This window comes from Mucilaginibacter gossypiicola (genome assembly GCF_900110105.1).
In the GTDB taxonomy this organism is placed as follows: Bacteria; Bacteroidota; Bacteroidia; order Sphingobacteriales; family Sphingobacteriaceae; genus Mucilaginibacter; species Mucilaginibacter gossypiicola.
In genome coordinates, this window is the sequence record NZ_FOCL01000018.1 from 1 (window position 1) to 16187 (window position 16187).

Annotated in this window: 13 protein-coding genes; 8 read left to right on the plus strand and 5 right to left on the minus strand. The window is 42.7% G+C overall.

The genetic code is table 11. The annotated features are described in order from the left end of the window. Positions 1-403: 403 nt before the first annotated feature. A complete protein-coding gene (locus BMX50_RS31495) occupies positions 404-1789 on the plus strand; it encodes a methyltransferase RsmF C-terminal domain-like protein (RefSeq protein WP_091220867.1) in 1386 nt (461 codons plus the stop codon). A gap of 113 nt (positions 1790-1902) precedes the next feature. Here the strand turns inward: BMX50_RS31495 and BMX50_RS31500 are convergent, their stop codons facing one another. Continuing rightward, a complete protein-coding gene (locus BMX50_RS31500; protein ID WP_091220870.1) occupies positions 1903-2586 on the minus strand; it encodes a porin family protein in 684 nt (227 codons plus the stop codon). A gap of 198 nt (positions 2587-2784) precedes the next feature. On the opposite strand from BMX50_RS31500, the gene BMX50_RS31505 reads away from it, so the two are divergent. Further along, positions 2785-4497, plus strand: coding sequence for a glycoside hydrolase family 3 protein (locus BMX50_RS31505; RefSeq protein WP_091220873.1), 1713 nt, complete (start codon positions 2785-2787; stop codon positions 4495-4497). A 71-nt stretch (positions 4498-4568) separates the two neighbouring features. Here the strand turns inward: BMX50_RS31505 and BMX50_RS31510 are convergent, their stop codons facing one another. After that, the gene (locus BMX50_RS31510; RefSeq protein ID WP_091220877.1) at positions 4569-5135 is read right to left on the minus strand and encodes a hypothetical protein; all 567 of its coding nucleotides are present in this window, start codon (positions 5133-5135) and stop codon (positions 4569-4571) included. A gap of 83 nt (positions 5136-5218) precedes the next feature. Here BMX50_RS31510 and BMX50_RS31515 point away from each other — a divergent pair, with 83 nt between their 5' ends. The 3 genes from BMX50_RS31515 (at position 5219) to BMX50_RS31525 (ending at position 10794) form a co-directional block, all read left to right on the plus strand. Next, on the plus strand, positions 5219-8389 hold the full coding sequence (locus BMX50_RS31515; protein WP_091221304.1) for an ATP-dependent DNA helicase: 3171 nt from the start codon (positions 5219-5221) through the stop codon (positions 8387-8389). A 483-nt stretch (positions 8390-8872) separates the two neighbouring features. Further along, positions 8873-10219 carry a M28 family peptidase gene (locus tag BMX50_RS31520; protein WP_091220882.1) on the plus strand — a complete coding sequence of 449 codons (1347 nt, stop codon included), beginning with the start codon at positions 8873-8875 and terminating at the stop codon, positions 10217-10219. An 11-nt stretch (positions 10220-10230) separates the two neighbouring features. Then, the gene (locus BMX50_RS31525; protein ID WP_143065311.1) at positions 10231-10794 is read left to right on the plus strand and encodes a hypothetical protein; all 564 of its coding nucleotides are present in this window, start codon (positions 10231-10233) and stop codon (positions 10792-10794) included. Positions 10795-10818: 24 nt separating this feature from the next. Here the strand turns inward: BMX50_RS31525 and BMX50_RS31530 are convergent, their stop codons facing one another. The 3 genes from BMX50_RS31530 to BMX50_RS31540 are packed head-to-tail and all read right to left on the minus strand — an operon-like array spanning position 10819 to position 12725. Beyond that, the gene (locus BMX50_RS31530; protein ID WP_091220889.1) at positions 10819-11619 is read right to left on the minus strand and encodes an ABC transporter permease; all 801 of its coding nucleotides are present in this window, start codon (positions 11617-11619) and stop codon (positions 10819-10821) included. A gap of 3 nt (positions 11620-11622) precedes the next feature. Beyond that, positions 11623-12522: an ABC transporter ATP-binding protein gene (locus tag BMX50_RS31535; protein ID WP_091220892.1), complete on the minus strand. Its 900-nt coding sequence runs from the start codon at positions 12520-12522 to the stop codon at positions 11623-11625. Then, positions 12516-12725 (minus strand): hypothetical protein, encoded by a 210-nt coding sequence (locus tag BMX50_RS31540; RefSeq protein WP_091220896.1) that lies wholly within the window; start codon positions 12723-12725, stop codon positions 12516-12518. Before BMX50_RS31540 ends, BMX50_RS31535 begins: the two co-directional genes overlap by 7 nt. A gap of 241 nt (positions 12726-12966) precedes the next feature. Between BMX50_RS31540 and BMX50_RS31545 the strand changes: the two genes are divergently transcribed. Genes BMX50_RS31545 through BMX50_RS31555 form a run of 3 tightly spaced genes read left to right on the plus strand, consistent with a single transcriptional unit; the run spans position 12967 to position 16167 of the window. Then, entirely contained in the window at positions 12967-14022 is a 1056-nt protein-coding gene (locus tag BMX50_RS31545) for a sensor histidine kinase (RefSeq protein ID WP_091220899.1), read from the plus strand. Positions 14023-14040: 18 nt separating this feature from the next. Next, on the plus strand, positions 14041-15375 hold the full coding sequence (locus BMX50_RS34675; protein ID WP_167668160.1) for a 3-keto-disaccharide hydrolase: 1335 nt from the start codon (positions 14041-14043) through the stop codon (positions 15373-15375). A 54-nt stretch (positions 15376-15429) separates the two neighbouring features. Next, complete coding sequence (locus BMX50_RS31555) at positions 15430-16167, plus strand: LytR/AlgR family response regulator transcription factor (RefSeq protein ID WP_091220902.1); 738 nt, start codon at positions 15430-15432, stop codon at positions 16165-16167. Positions 16168-16187: the final 20 nt, after the last annotated feature.

Sequence of the window (16187 nt, forward strand, 5' to 3'; positions counted from 1 at the left end):
TCTCCTCGTTTGCGGGCTGCAAAGGTGTGAATTATTTCCCATTCTCACAAAAGATTTTTGATAATCTTTTTTCTTACTTCCTAATTCACTTTCAACCTTTAAAGAACAAATCCCCGCTTCCTCATTTGCGGGCTGCAAAGGTGCGAATTCTACTTTGATTTAACAAGCAAAAACTTCACTTTTTTAAATCTTTTTTATTCGCCTTTACGTTTCAAAAAACAACACCTTTTTCTCAAAGGCGGCCACAAATGTACACAGAAAATCAGCTTCAAAGCAAGACATATTTTCAAATAACAACCTCATATTTTGCAACCCGCTGTGAATTAAGGTTAAATAATCATGAAATTACTGTTATAATTAGGTAAGGAAGGACATTTACCTAATACGTATATTTGAAATGCATATGAACGAGCTTAATTTCCCACTGCATTTCATCGCGTCATTAGGTGCAGAAAACGGTTTTGACGAAGAAAATTTTGTAAAAGCGCACCAATTTGAGGATGCTCCAACCTCAATAAGAGTGAACCCTTTTAAGCCATCTACCTCAAAAAGCACGCAAAATGTGCCCTGGTGCGCCAATGGATACTACCTGGAGAGCCGTCCATCGTTCACGTTTGATCCGCTTTTTCATGCCGGATGCTACTATGTACAGGAAGCATCGTCCATGTTTATTGATCATATTTTTAAAACGATCAACCAAAATAATGACGAAACGATAAAAGTGCTTGACCTTTGTGCCGCTCCCGGAGGCAAAAGTACCCTGCTTAACTCGGCATTGCAGGCTACTGATCTGTTGGTGGCAAACGAGATCATTAAAACCCGCGTACCTATATTAACAAATAATTTAAATCGCTGGGGTACGGCCAATACCATAGTCACCAATAACGATCCCAAAGATTTTGGGAGATTAAAAAGCTTTTTCGATATTATACTGGTTGATGCTCCCTGCTCGGGTTCGGGCATGTTCCGCAAAGATCCGGATGCCATGAACGAATGGTCGGAAGGAAATGTGAACCTTTGCCATCAGCGGCAGGAACGCATACTGGCTGATATTTACCCGACCTTAAAAGAAGATGGATATCTTATATATAGTACATGCTCCTACTCGCATCAGGAAAACGAGGATATCCTGGACTGGCTTTGTACCGAATTTGAAATGGAAAGTATCCGCATACCAATTAATAACGACTGGGGGATTGTTGAAACACAATCGCCTGAGAAAAAAGCCTGGGGTTACCGTTTTTATCCTGGCAAAGTTAAAGGCGAAGGCTTATTTGCCTCCTGCCTGCGTAAAAAGGAAAACAGCGGCGAACTGGTATCATTTAAAAATAACACCCAGCAAAAATTACCAGGAAAAGAACTTGACCAGATACGCTCATACATTAATAACCCAGACCACTTTTACTACTTCAAAGTAAATGACGACTGGATGGCTATTAACCGTGCGCATAAGGAAAGTCTTAATATATTACAGCGACATTTGTATATTAAAAAATCGGGCGTAATTATAGGTAAGCTTGTCGGGAAAGACCTGATCCCTGATCATGAACTGGCGCTAAGCCTTATAGTTAATAAAGATGCAGTTTTAGAAACGCCCCTTAATAAGGATCAAGCTATCCAATACCTGCGTCGGGACAATATAGAACTAACTACAACGAATAAAGGGTGGACATTGATGACCTTTGAAGGGCATGCACTTGGCTGGGCTAAATTATTACCTAACCGCATCAATAATTATTATCCTAAAGAAATAAGGATCTTGTCAACGCACCCTCCGAGGGAATGGTAATATAATAAGAATACTGAGTTGAGGTTTAATCTCGCACAAAGGCGCTAAGCCACAAAGTTTGAAATATTCTCTCTTTGTGCCTTAGCGCCTTTACACGAAAAATAGTTATATAACTATTGAAACTTAAACCCTAAGCCAATCTGCCAAACCTGGTTGCGATAGTTAGGCAGATTCTGATCGGCGTAAGGACGGTTTTCGCCAAGGTCGATGTTGTAACGGCCGCGGATCTCCACATTCCGGTTAATGTCAAAGCTTACACCCACCACACCGGCTACGTAACTATGATCGGCATCATTGTCGATATGATCTACACTGGTGCCCACAGCGGTTTCGTAGGTATTTTTGGTTGAAGTTAAGAAAGTAAGCTGCGGCCCAACCAAGATGTTAAAGCCACGCACTACCCTAAACTTAGCCAGCAAGGGTACATCAACATAATTAGTGCGCTGCGTAAATTTCCCATCTCTGTCGTTTACCTCATATCCCTTTTGCGAAAACAATACCTCGGGGGCAAATGATAGCGGATAAATGATAGGCACCTCGAAAGTTAAACCTGCGTGCCATCCGGCAAGTGAGCTTGAGCTGTAATTACTGTTATAAGCATCAACCGTGTTTGAAACATTTAAACCTACTGCTATGCCAACTTTTGGGGTGTAGAAATCATCATAACGGCGTTGGGGCTGGGGCCTTTCAACAACCCGGCGGGGTGGACGGCGGTGACGCGGGCCGTAGTAATATCCCTGCGCGCTAACTGTCCCTACGGTAAAAAGGCAAATCGCCAAAAAAAGTAATTTTTTCATCGTCTTTCTCTGTTTTAAATAAGTGGAGGAAAAAGCAGTTGTCCCGTTAGTTTACCGGTTATCAACAGCTTTTCCTTGTATGTATGTTAATAACGTGATAGATTAATAAAAAACACAAAGGTTTATTATGAGTTTGATTTTTGTAATAGTTGCAACATCATTTTCATCAAAAATTCAGAATAACGCTACATTTGACCTATGCAAGCTTCTAAAACCCGCATTTTTTATCCGTTAATTATCATCTTCACATTTTTTACGGCCAATGCTTTTGCTCAAAAAGAAAGCTATATCCAGTTATTAGGCAAACAAAATCGCTGGGTGGATTCGGTGTATAATAAAATGAGCCGCAAACAGCGGATTGCGCAATTGCTATTTGTAAGAGCGCACACCAACAAAGGGAAAATGTACGAAGATTCGGTGGGGCAGGTTATTAAAGAGCAGCAGTTAGGCGGTGTAGTTTTCTTCCAGGGCGGACCGGTGCGCCAGGCCACCCTTATTAACAAATATCAGAAGCTGGCCAAAGTACCTTTAATTATCACGATGGACGGCGAATGGGGCCTGGGCATGCGCCTTGACTCTACCATATCATATCCATATCAAATGACGCTTGGCGCTATACAAGATAATAGCCTGATTTACAAAATGGGGCAACAGGTGGCTTATGATTTTAAGCGCCTGGGCATGCAAATGAACCTGGGGCCGGATATGGATGTAAATAACAACCCTAATAACCCGGTTATCAATTATCGCTCTTTTGGCGACAATATGTACAACGTGGCTAAAAAAGGAATTGCCTATTTTAAAGGCATGCAGGATGCCGGCCTGCTTACTTCGGCCAAGCATTTTCCGGGTCATGGCGATACCAATGTTGATTCGCATTTTGATTTACCCTTGCTGCCTTACAGCCGTGCAAGGTTAGATTCATTGGAGATGTATCCGTTTCGGGAAGCTATCAATGCCGGTATTAGTGGTGTTATGATAGCCCATATGAATATTCCCTCGTTGGATAATACACCCAAACTCCCTTCTACCCTTTCGCGCCCTATCATCACCGGTATCTTGAAAGATTCGTTAAAATTTAAAGGGCTTGTGGTATCCGACGCCATGGAAATGAAAGGCGTTACCAAATATTTTCCAAACGGAGAAGCCGATGTAAGGGCTTTTATTGCCGGCAATGATATCATTGAGCTATCTGAAAACTCCGACCGCGCCATTGGCCTGATCCGTAAAGCCCTGAGACACGGTAGTGTTAGCGCCGCAGAGTTTGAAGCCCGGATCAAAAAGATTTTGCTCGCTAAATTTTGGGCGGGGCTTAACCAATATAAGCCAACCGCATTAACCAATTTAAGCCAGGACATTAACAGTGATGCCGCTAAAACCTTAGTTCAGCAATTAAGCGATGCCTCGGTAACACAATTAAAAAATAATGGCCCAAAGCTTAATCCTTTTTTAAAAACGGCCATAGTGAGTATAGGGGTTAGCTCTCCAACCGTTTTTCAGATGGAAGTGGCAAAAAGCTTCCCGAACAGCCGGATATTCATAGTTAACAAAGATGCTCCGGCGCTTGAGGTTACCAACATCCTTAACTGGCTTAAACAATACCAGCAGATTATTGTGGGTATACATGATACCCGCCTGCGCCCACAAAGCAAACTTGATTACAGCAGTGATGTAAAATTGATGATTGCCGATCTGGCATCGCGCAAAAACACGGCCTTTAGTGTGTTTGCTAATGCCTATACTATTGCCGGGTTACCGGGACTTGAAAAAGCAGGCAACTTAGTGGTTTGCTACCAGATGTCGCCCGAGTTGCAACAATCGGCAGCCAAAGTATTGAACGGCCGGTTAAAACCTACCGGGAAGTTGCCGGTAAGTGTGAATGCGTTTTTTACGACGGGGATGGGGTTGTAGTCAGAGATTGGAGGTCGGAGGTTAGAAATTAAGCGTGTCGCAGTTGTACATAATCAAACAGCCCGTAACCACTATTTAAATTGACTTTCTGTTAATACTTTTTTATTCTTCATAATGTTAAGCAAGTACTGTGCCTCCGGCTCATAAAGATCTTCGCCAAAGCAATAGTTCCGCATGCCATAGTCAAATGCAATAGTTCCTCTTTCTTTATTTCGGTAATAAAATATGAACCAGTATTTTCGGTCAGACTCCGAATCCACTTCTCTGATCCTGAACTCTCTGCATTCGTTAAGATCGTATACTTTTTCACGGTTAAACAGGTCGTTTTTCCGGCTGATGCTGAAAGTGCCCATACCAATTTCAATAATCTCCCTACCCCAAAACAGCCAGACAATTGCTTTTACAGTCATAATTCCACCAAGAGCCCAGCCGATTATCCAAAAGATCATAAAACCACGACCAAAATCGCTCGAGGGATGCAAAAGTTCATCAATAGCGGCCGATCCGATATATCCCCATACAACCAGCGAAAAACATATGTATACTAAAAAGAAATAACTACGTTTTGCAGGAATAGTGATTTTGAGATAGTCGAAATTATCCTCAACTATCGCCCTGCCTTGATAAGGTTTTTCCATGATCTGATAATACAGGCATAAATATCAGATTTATTATGATGGCTGCAAATGCGCCGCAACCTTTTTTATCTTTACTAAATATTATGCAATCTACATTCAATAAATATAATAACAAGTTTAAAGAAGCTTTAGCCGGATTAAACCCCGAGCAATTGGCGGCAGTTAATAAAATGGATGGCCCGGTGCTTGTAGTAGCAGGCCCCGGCACGGGTAAAACCCAGATCCTGGCGGCCCGGATAGGCAAAATCCTGACTGATACTGATGCTTCGCCCAGCGAGATATTGTGCTTAACCTATACCGACGCTGGTGCAGTGGCTATGCGCAAACGACTGTTTGAATTTATTGGCCCGGATGCTTACCGTATTAATATATATACCTTCCACGCTTTTTGTAACGAGATAATCCAGGAAAACCTGGAGTATTTCGGCAAGCTGAATTTGGAATCACTATCCGACCTGGAATCGGCCATGCTTTTTCGCGAGTTGGTTGATGAGTTCCCGAACGATCATTTGTTGAAGCGTTTTACCGGCGATATTTATTACGATGTGCCCCGCCTCAAAAGCCTGTTCAGCACCATGAAACGGGAAAACTGGGATGCCGCTATGATTGAACAGGCGGTAAATGAATACCTGGAAGACTTGCCCAACCGCGAGGAGTTTATTTATAAACGGGCCAACGCCAAAGCAGGCATCAAGGTTGGTGATCCTAAACAAAAAGATATCGACGCCGCGCACGAGGTGATGAAAAAGCTATTGGCTGCCGTTGCTGAGTTTGAAAACTACAAGCTTAAAATGGACGCCAAAAAGCGCTATGATTATGACGACATGATCATCTGGGTGTTGCGTGCTTTCCGCGATAATGAAGAAATATTACGCCGTTACCAGGAGCGTTACCAATACATTTTGGTAGATGAATTTCAGGACACCAGCGGTTCGCAAAATGAGCTGCTGCGTTTTCTGCTTAATTACTGGGATACACCAAACGTTTTTGTGGTGGGCGATGATGATCAGTCGATCTTCAAATTTCAGGGTGCTAATATGAAAAACATCCTTGATTTTGCTAATGATTATGTGGACACGCTGTATACTGTAGTATTAAAACATAACTATCGCTCCAACCAGCAGATCCTCGATATTTCAAAAGCCCTTATCGACAATAACTTTGAACGATTGACCAGTCAGCTTAATTTAGATAAGGCTTTAAAATCCTCACATCCTCGTTTTAATGACTTGCTGGTTGAGCCTATAATCCGCGAGTATGAAAATCCCGATAAAGAACTGGTTGACGTATCCTTAAAGATCAAGAAATTGGTAGATGAAGGAACACCACCCGGCGAAATAGCCGTGATTTATCGCAACCACAACCAGGTTGAGGAAATGATCAAGTTTCTGGATGTGCAAAAGATCCAGGTAAACACCAAACGTAAAATTGATGTACTCACCCAACCTTTTGGCGAGAAGATCATTAATATTTTGCAATACCTTGCCATGGAGCTCGACTCACCATACAGTGGTGATGAACTGCTGTTCGAGATCATGCACTATGACTTTTTCAATATCCCTCCTATTGAAATTGCCAAAGCAAGTGTAGCGGTATTTAAGGAAAACTTTGGTACGCTGGCCTACAATCAGCCTAAAACATCCATCCGCAGATATGTGAGCGAAATGAGGCCACCAAAACAGGCAGATCTTTTTCACCCCGATCAGCAACAGGAGATGCGATATCTTGTAAGCAATGTGGATTACCTGTTGAAAGAAGCTGTGAGCGTTACGCTGCAGCAGCTTTTCCAAAGTGTTATCTCCAAAATGGGCATCCTGAAATACATCATGCAACAACAGGATAAGGGCAGCTACATGCAAATGCTCACCAGCTTTTTTGATTTTCTGAAGGATGAAAGCCGCAAAAGACCCGATATCAGTCTGAATGACCTGATCCAGACCATTGAGATGATGAAGAAGCACCAGATTCGCCTGGAGCTCAACCAAAGTATCTTTTCTGAAAACGGCATTAACTTCCTTACCGCACACGGCTCCAAAGGCCTTGAGTTTGAATACGTGTTTTTTATAGGTTGCGATAAACGTACCTGGGACAGCAAAGGCCGTAACAGCGGTTTCAGTTACCCCGATACCCTTACCCGTGCCGCGGCCGACGATATAGCTCAAAAAGAGGAAGCCCGCCGGTTGTTTTACGTGGCCGTAACCCGCGCCAAGCAGCATCTTGTAATCTCATACGCTGCTAAAGATAAAAAAGACAAAGACCAGGAAGCAAGCCAGTTTGTAGGTGAGATACTGGCCAGTACCAACCTGCAGGTACAATATCCAAAAGTGAACGCCGATGATATGATCGACTTTCAGGCAACCCAGTTCAGCGAAACCGATAAACCCAAAGTTGAACTGCTGGACAAAAACTATATTAATCAGTTGTTGCAAAACTATACGCTATCGGTAACCCATCTGAGCAATTACCTGGATTGCCCGCTAAGGTTTTATTTTCAATGCCTTATTCGGGTACCGGCAGGTAAAAGTCCCGCAGCTACCTTTGGGCAGGCTGTGCATTGGGCGCTTAATAAAACTTACAGGCAGTTGAAGGATAATGATAACGAGTTTTTGAGTACAGAAAATTTCATGCGCGAGTTTAAATGGTACATGGCCCGTAACCGCGATTCGTTCACCAAAGATGAATTTAAGCTGCGTTCAGCTTACGGCGAAAAGATACTGCCTCCGTATTACGAACAAAACGTACCGCACTGGAATAAAATAGCGGTAACCGAGCGATCAATAAAAAACATCGAAGTAGCAGGTGTACCTATTAAAGGTAACCTGGATAAAATTGAATTTGATGGCAAACAGGCTACCGTTGTTGACTACAAAACCGGTAAACCCAAAAATGCAAAAGATAAACTACTGCGCCCAACCAACGATGCACCAAACGGGGGCGATTACTGGCGACAGGCTGTTTTTTATAAAATATTAATAGATCATGACCGCACTACCGACTGGCAAGTGATCAGCACCATTTTTGATTTTGTTGAACCGATAAGCGATGGTGAATATTACAGCGAAAAATTTGTGATAACCCCTGAAGATGTAGAGATAGTAACCGGGCAGATCAAAGAAACCTATGAACAGATCATGGCCCACAACTTTAGCACCGGCTGCGGTAAAAAAGAATGCGACTGGTGCCATTTTGTAAAAAGCAATTTTAAACAGGCCGATGAGATTTTAGGGATTGTTGCGGAGGAGGAAGAGGAATAAAAAGAATATTTTCAAAACCCTTCTCGAGAGGGGGCTGTTGCATTCTATAATATATAACGCAAGTTCAAGCATCTTTCGCTTGAATTATAACCAAAGTAAGCGTCCACGCTTACGTTTATAACGTATCACGGGAGCGTGGACGCTCAATTAAGGCTAACGATCAAGCGTAGACGCTTAATCGTGCGAGTTTTTAAGAACTCAATATTAGAATGCAACAGCACTGCTCTCGAGAGGGGCGCGTAGGAACGAGTGATAGCAGGGGTGTGTTTCTGTTATAAGTTTATCAAAGCAGAAACACACCCCTCCGCCCCTCTCAAGAGGGGAAGCGCACAATCCCGCGCTTTTGCTTCCTTGAGTTAACGGCTATTGCGTGAACTCTTGAACGTGCGACGTAATTAAAAAAAACACCATCACGGGATTATTACAATGCTTTTCATTCTGTCAATTCATTAATTCCATAAATTCGGGTTCAGACATCATTTTATGAAACACATTCTCCCATTTATCCTCCTCATCCTAACCCTCCCGGCCACCGCGCAAACCATCGTAAAACAGGATGCTGGTATTAAACAAATGGTTGATGAGGTATCAGCCAAAAACATTGAGGCAACCATTCGCAAGCTGGTGAGCTTTAAAAGCAGGCATACGCTGAGCGATACCACCAGTAAAACCACGGGCAGCGGCGCGGCCCGCAACTGGATCAAAGCTGAAATGGAGAAATATGCTGCGGAATCCAGTGGGAGGATGACCGTTCAGTTTGATACTTTCACACAGCCCAAAAGTCAGCGCGTTGATAAACCTATCAAATTAAAAAATGTACTGGCCATATTAAAAGGTACAGATGCTAATGACAACCGGGTATACCTGGTTTCAGGGCATTACGATTCGCGGATTAACGATGTGATGGATGCCAACGGTGTTGAACCCGGAGCCAATGATGATGCTTCGGGCACGGCACTTTCGATGGAATTGGCCAAGGTGATGGCTAAACGGTCGTTCCCGGCTACTATTATTTTCATGACGGTGGTTGGCGAAGAACAAGGGCTTTACGGATCGGCCAATGTTGCCAGACGGGCCAAAGCCGAAAACTGGAATGTGGATGCCATGCTGAATAATGACATCGTAGGCAATACCTACGGCATGGAAACCGACCTGAAGGACAACCGCAGTGTAAGGGTTTTTAGTGATGGTGTGCCTACCGCTGCTACGGACAAACAAGTGGCAGCGCTAAAATCGTTAGGTGGCGAAAACGATAGTCCGTCGAGGCAGCTGGCACGATATACCAAAGAAATTGGGGAGCGCTATGTTGATCAATTGGATGTAAAGCTTATTTACCGGCGCGACCGTTACCTGCGCGGCGGTGATCACCTGCCATTTTTAGAACAGGGCTTTACTGCCGTAAGGTTTACTGAAATGAACGAGAACTTCAATCGCCAGCATCAAAACATCCGCACTGAAAACGGCATTGAATACGGCGACCTTCCCGATTTTGTCGATTTTACTTATGTACAAAAGGTGGCCCGCATGAACCTTTCGGTATTAGCAAATCTTGCTTCAGCACCTGCCGAGCCTCAAAGTGTGGGTATAATAACAAGCGATCTGACCAACAAAACCAGGCTAAAATGGGAAGCTCCTGCAACAGGTAAAAAACCAGCCGGTTATTATGTGTTAATGCGTGAAACCATCAGCCCTTATTGGGGAAAGAAGTTTTATGTGCCCGATACTTCGGCTACGTTGAATTATTCAAAGGATAATTACTTTTTCGCGGTACAGTCGGTTGATGCGGATGGGCATGAAAGTTTACCTGTAATTCCGAAGCCTGTTAAATAAGCCCGAAACTCATGTCAAATATTTACTCGTTCATTGATGCCTTTTTTATGGGCCTAAGGATTTTTATTCCTTTCCTCGTCTTATTTAAATTCTCAAAGCTTCTTAACAACAAGATAGATACCAACACGCTGACCACCGCAACAAACTTACTGCTACTTCTGGCGGCAACGAGCAATCTGATATTTTTTGTTTCGGAAATATTTGCGGCATACTACTCACAAAACAACTATGAACAAATAGCGGTGGCTAACCGTATTTTTGGCCCATATTGGTTTGCACCTGCAATTCAGGCTTTTATTTATTTCTTGCTTCCGCAAATGATGTGGATTAAAAAAGCGCGGACATCGATCGTATCAACAATAGTTTGGGCTGGGCCGGCTTATCTGTTAATGGCGATAATATATTATTCCGAACACTCTGGTTACATGACTGGCTTTGAACCGACCATAAATTTACTCGCCTATTTAAAATCGCTGATCATTTTTTTATCGTTACTGACAGCTGTATATTTTGTGCTTTTAAAGCAAAGAAGCCGCATTATTCCAAAACAACAGGCCAACTCAACTAATCTCTAACCTCCAGCCTCTAATCACTAACAGCTACTTCACACTCTTACGCTGCACAATAAAATATCCGGCAATAAATACCACCAGGGCTACAGCCATGCTTACAAAAACATCTTTGGTAAAAACGTCAATTTGTAATGGGTTAGATGGATCGCCATGATTGTTTTTTAGCATACTGCTGATAGCTGCCATGGGGTGTGCATATGGAAATAAATAACTATACTCCCAACCTTTTGTAGCTGCCACAACACCAGCTATAGTACATATAAAACCGATACCCATCGGCTTCAAAAAATCGGCCCAGAAAAGGCTAAGCAAAAACTGGATAGAAAGGATCCCCAACGACGATAAAAACAGCTTAAAATAAATCTGCGCCAGTTCCTTTTCCATGTGGAAATTATCGAACCGCAACTCAGGCTTTACTATGCTTAGCAGGTTTCCAAAACCAATAGTGAACAACACAAATAAGGCAAGGCAAATAAATACCAGGAAAACTGCGTAAAAAAACTTTGCCGCATAAACCGACCAGCGTGGGATTGGCAGGTTAAACAACGTTTTCCATGTGTCGGCTCTGTGTTCGATGCTATTTACGGAGTAGGCAATAAAGATGATATAAATTGGCAATATTAACGAACCCATGACAGCCAAAATAGCACCCGCAAACTGTAGCCAAAGCATCATTGGCGGCAATGATAGCAACTTTTCACTTTTGGTATAAAACCCGGCAAACAGCAAAACACCTATCAGCAAAGGCAGTATAACAGAGGCCCAAAAGCCAAGTGTTTTACGGCTTTTATAAAACTCCGAACGGAACGATAGTATAAATCCTTTCATGGTTTAGGCGCGTTGGGTAATATCTAAAAATAGTTTTTCGAGGTCTTTTTGTTGTTTGCTGATGCTGTAAACCGTTTGTCCGTTTTGGTTGAGCAACGCATTGATTTCGCCCATTTGTTGTTTGGAGATGTAGGGTACCAGTAAATGTTCATCAGTTACGTCGGTTACGTTGAAATGATTGCGCCTTAATAAATTGGCAGCATCAACCGTATTTTCTGATTCAACGCGTACCAGCGGTTTACTGATGGCCTGCAGATCGGCTATACTGCCCTGAAAAAGCATAGCGCCATTGTTGATGATACCCACATGGGTAGCCATCCGTTCAATTTCACCCAATAGATGGCTTGATATGAAAACGGTTTTACCGTGTTGGGCAACCAGTTTCTTCAGCAACTCGCGGATCTCAATAATGCCATTGGGGTCCAACCCGTTGGTAGGCTCATCTAAAATTAACAATTTAGGATCGGCCAGCAGGGCCAGTGCAATACCAAGGCGTTGCTTCATCCCTAATGAATACTGCCCGGCTTTTTTATTGGCAGCATTAGTTAGCTGCACAAGGTCAAGCATGTCTTCAACGCGCTTAGCAGGCACCTGTAACAATAAGGCCCTGTTTAATAAATTTTCTTTCCCGGTTAAATGTTGATATAATGCAGGTTGCTCAATAAGCGAGCCTATTTGCGAAAGTATGTTGATACGGTTTGTTTTGATATCCTGCTCAAAGATGTGGATGTTGCCTGCATCAGGTTTTAGCAGGTTAAGCAGGAGTTTGATGGTAGTGGTTTTCCCGGCACCATTGGGGCCGAGAAAACCATATATGCTTCCTTCAGGAACTTGCAGCGCCAGCGATTTAACTACCTGCTGCTTACCAAAGGTGAAGGAAAGCCCTTCGGTTTTAATTACCATATATTATTTTTTGCTACTGAGCAAACGGTTTTAACCATTACAAAACCTTTATGAAACAATGAGGTAGCATGTACTGCTGTGCGGCCAATTATTGCTGTTTCCTTTTTTTGCTCGAACTGGTAGCTTACTCCCAAAATAAGGGCAAACATTACCGGGATCAATAACATGATAAAAGGATTTGAATTTTTGATAAGCGTTTTCATTGTGAGTGGTGATTTTATACAACAAAGGAATATCAAAAAAATAACCTGCTAAAATCATTTAGACCAACACACTTTGTTTATAGATGAACGGTTTTCTGCCTCTTTTAACCTGTTCATCGATAATAAAAGCCAGTTCATCGAAAAAAAGGGGCGCTATATATAAATAACAGGCTGATATCATTATCAAAATATTAAATTAGATGCCACACCCATACATAAAAAAGGGATATAAAAACAGCGAATGGAGGCTTCATTACCATTACCGAAATCCAGAACAGGCATCAAAACTGCATGGATAATTTTTTGGCACCTGTTTTTCTGGACGGCCATTATATCCTTTTTTGTTTTTTTGGCGAGGCTTAACGATGCAATGCTCAGTACCAAGGAGTTACTGGTAATATTTTTGCTTTATCCTACTATCAACATCAGCCTGTTTTATCTTAACTACCTGGTTTTCATACCAAAATTCCTTAATAAAAAACGCTATTGGCAATACGCTACTTTTGTGCTCACAAGCATCATCATTTACGGCGTAGCCAAATACGGTGTAGGCCTTTTATTTAAGGAGATAGTATTGGTGCACCAAAAAGGTCATGTTACCGGTTTCGCCACCTATTTCTACAGTAGTATTTTCACCAGCCTGATATTTGTATTTTTAAGCACTGCGCTAAAATTCAGTACCGACTGGTTCCTGAACGAACGGATCCAGCGCGACCTGGAAAACCAGCGCCTGATTGCCGAGCTTGCTTTCCTGAAATCACAGATCAATCCGCATTTCTTGTTCAATTCCTTAAACAGTATCTATTCGCTGGCCTATCAGCGTTCTGAAACTACTCCCGAGGCTATCTTGAAGCTTTCGGAAATTATGCGCTACATGCTTTACGAGTGTAATGATAGCAAGGTTGATTTGAGTAAAGAGCTCCAATACCTGCAAAACTATATCGACCTGCAAAAGATCCGTTTCGGCAGTAAAGCGTTTATTGATTTTAAGGTAGATGGCAATATTACCGATCAAAAAATAGAGCCATTGCTGCTGATTGCTTTTATTGAAAACGCTTTTAAGCATGGCGTTGCCAATGATATCAACTCGCCTATAAAACTGCTTATTAACGTAGCGGATGGCAAACTGCATTTCTACATCCAAAACAAAAAGCATAACAATAACCGTGATGCGGTTGGGGGCATTGGGTTGATCAACGTACAGCGGCGGCTCGACCTCCTCTACCCCAACAGATATTCTTTAAACATTAGGGATGAAGAATATACCTATACCTGCGAATTATCAATAGATTTATAGTTATAACCCATTATAACCATGACCTATCTGAAAAATTTACTCCCAGTCTTGTTTTTTGCAGCTTCGGCTATTGCAGCATCTGCGCAAACCGATCCTAAAGCAACTGAAGTTTGGGATCCGGAACCTGAAGTGGTTTTACCGGGTGTTGGCAATAAAGCTCCATCTGACGCTATTATTTTGTTTGATGGCAAAAACCTGGATAAGTGGACAGATCAGAAAGGGAACAAACCGGGCTGGATAGTAAAGGATGGCATTGTAACAGTTAAGCCGGGCAGCGGCTCCATCATCACCAAACAAAACTTTGCCGATTGCCAACTCCATATCGAATGGCGCACACCTGCTATTGTTAAAGGCGAAGGCCAGGAACGCGGCAACAGCGGTGTGATTATGCAAAGCCGTTACGAACTACAGATTCTTGATAGTTATAAAAACCGCACCTACTCAAACGGACAGGCCGGATCCATTTACAAACAATATGTTCCGCAGGTAAACGCCTCGCTTAAACCGGGCGAGTGGCAAAAGTATGATATCATTTATACCGCCCCACGCTTTAATATAGATAGTTCAGTTAAAACACCTGCTTATATTACGGTATTGCATAATGGTGTACTGGTTCAAAACCATGTAGCTGTAAAAGGTACAGTAGCCCACGTTGGTCAGCCTAAATATCAAAAACATGCCTTTGCACTACCGCTGTTATTACAGGAGCATGAATTCCCGGTATCGTTCCGCAATATCTGGATCAGGGAGCTTGGTGTTCAAAAGCTGTTGAACGGCAAGGATAAAAAAGGCTGGTATACTTACCTGGATACTTTGGGTAAGGATAATGATGTGCATAATAACTTCGCCATCGAAAACGGTATGGTACACGTAATGGGTAAATACTTTGGTTATATGGCCACCAAAAAGTCATACGATAATTATTACCTGAAAGTGGTATTTAAGTGGGGAACCAAACAATATCACCCACGCGAAAAGGGAGCACGCGACGCAGGCATTTTATGTCATTTTGGCGAAGGTGATAAAGATGTGGTATGGCCGAGGTCAATTGAATGCCAGATCCAGGAAGGCGATTGCGGCGATATCTGGTGCGTACAGCATACCAGCGTTGTTACACCCAATAAATCGGCTATTGAGTGGGATCAGCAGCGTGTTTACCGAACCGCCAATTTTGAAAACCCGCGCGGCGAATGGAATACTATTGAAATTATTTGCAACGGTAATCAGATTGAGCATTATGTTAACGGGCACCGGGTAAACTGGGGAGTAGCCTCTTTATCGCATGGCCGCATCCTGTTACAGTCGGAAGGGGCCGAAATCTGGTATAAATCTGTTGAATTGACACCGTTATAACAAAACAGCACATTAAAAAATTTAGAATAACCATTATTACATTATTTTTACGCTATGATCAGATGTTTGGTAGTTGACGATGAGCCTTTGGCGCTGCATATTTTGGAAGACTATATCTCCAAGATGCCTTTTTTGCAATTGGTTAAAGCTACAACCAACCCTATCGAGGCGCTCACCATGGTTCAGGCGGCCGAAGCCGACCTGGTATTTTTAGATGTGCAGATGCCAGAGCTAACCGGCATCCAATTTTTGAAAATTGCCAACGGCAAGGCTAAAGTTATTTTAACCACGGCCTACCCGCAATACGCGCTTGAAGGTTATGAACTTGATGTGGTTGATTACCTGTTAAAGCCCATCGCGTTTGACCGTTTCTTTAAATCTGTTCAAAAAGCTCAAAGTATTATCCAGCCGGTGGCAGCCAAACCACAGCAGGTAGTTGTACAGGCCGAACCCGTGCAACAGGACGATTTTTCGACTGATTTTATCTTTGTAAAAACCGAGCATAAAATCCAGAAGGTTTACCTGCACGATATCATGTTTATTGAGGGCTTGAAAGATTACATCAGCATTTTCACCTCCGCCGAACGCATCATTACCCTGCAGGGCATGAAGAAGATGGAAGATGCCCTCCCCGAGAAACATTTTGTTCGGGTACATAAATCATACATTGTTGCCCTCAATAAAATAGACAGCATTGAAAGGAGCCGCATCCAGATAGGCGACAAGATCATCCCCGTAGGCGATACCTATCGAGACGAGTTTTTCAGGATGATTGAAAATAAGAATATTTAAACTAAGCAGCTTTATCCACC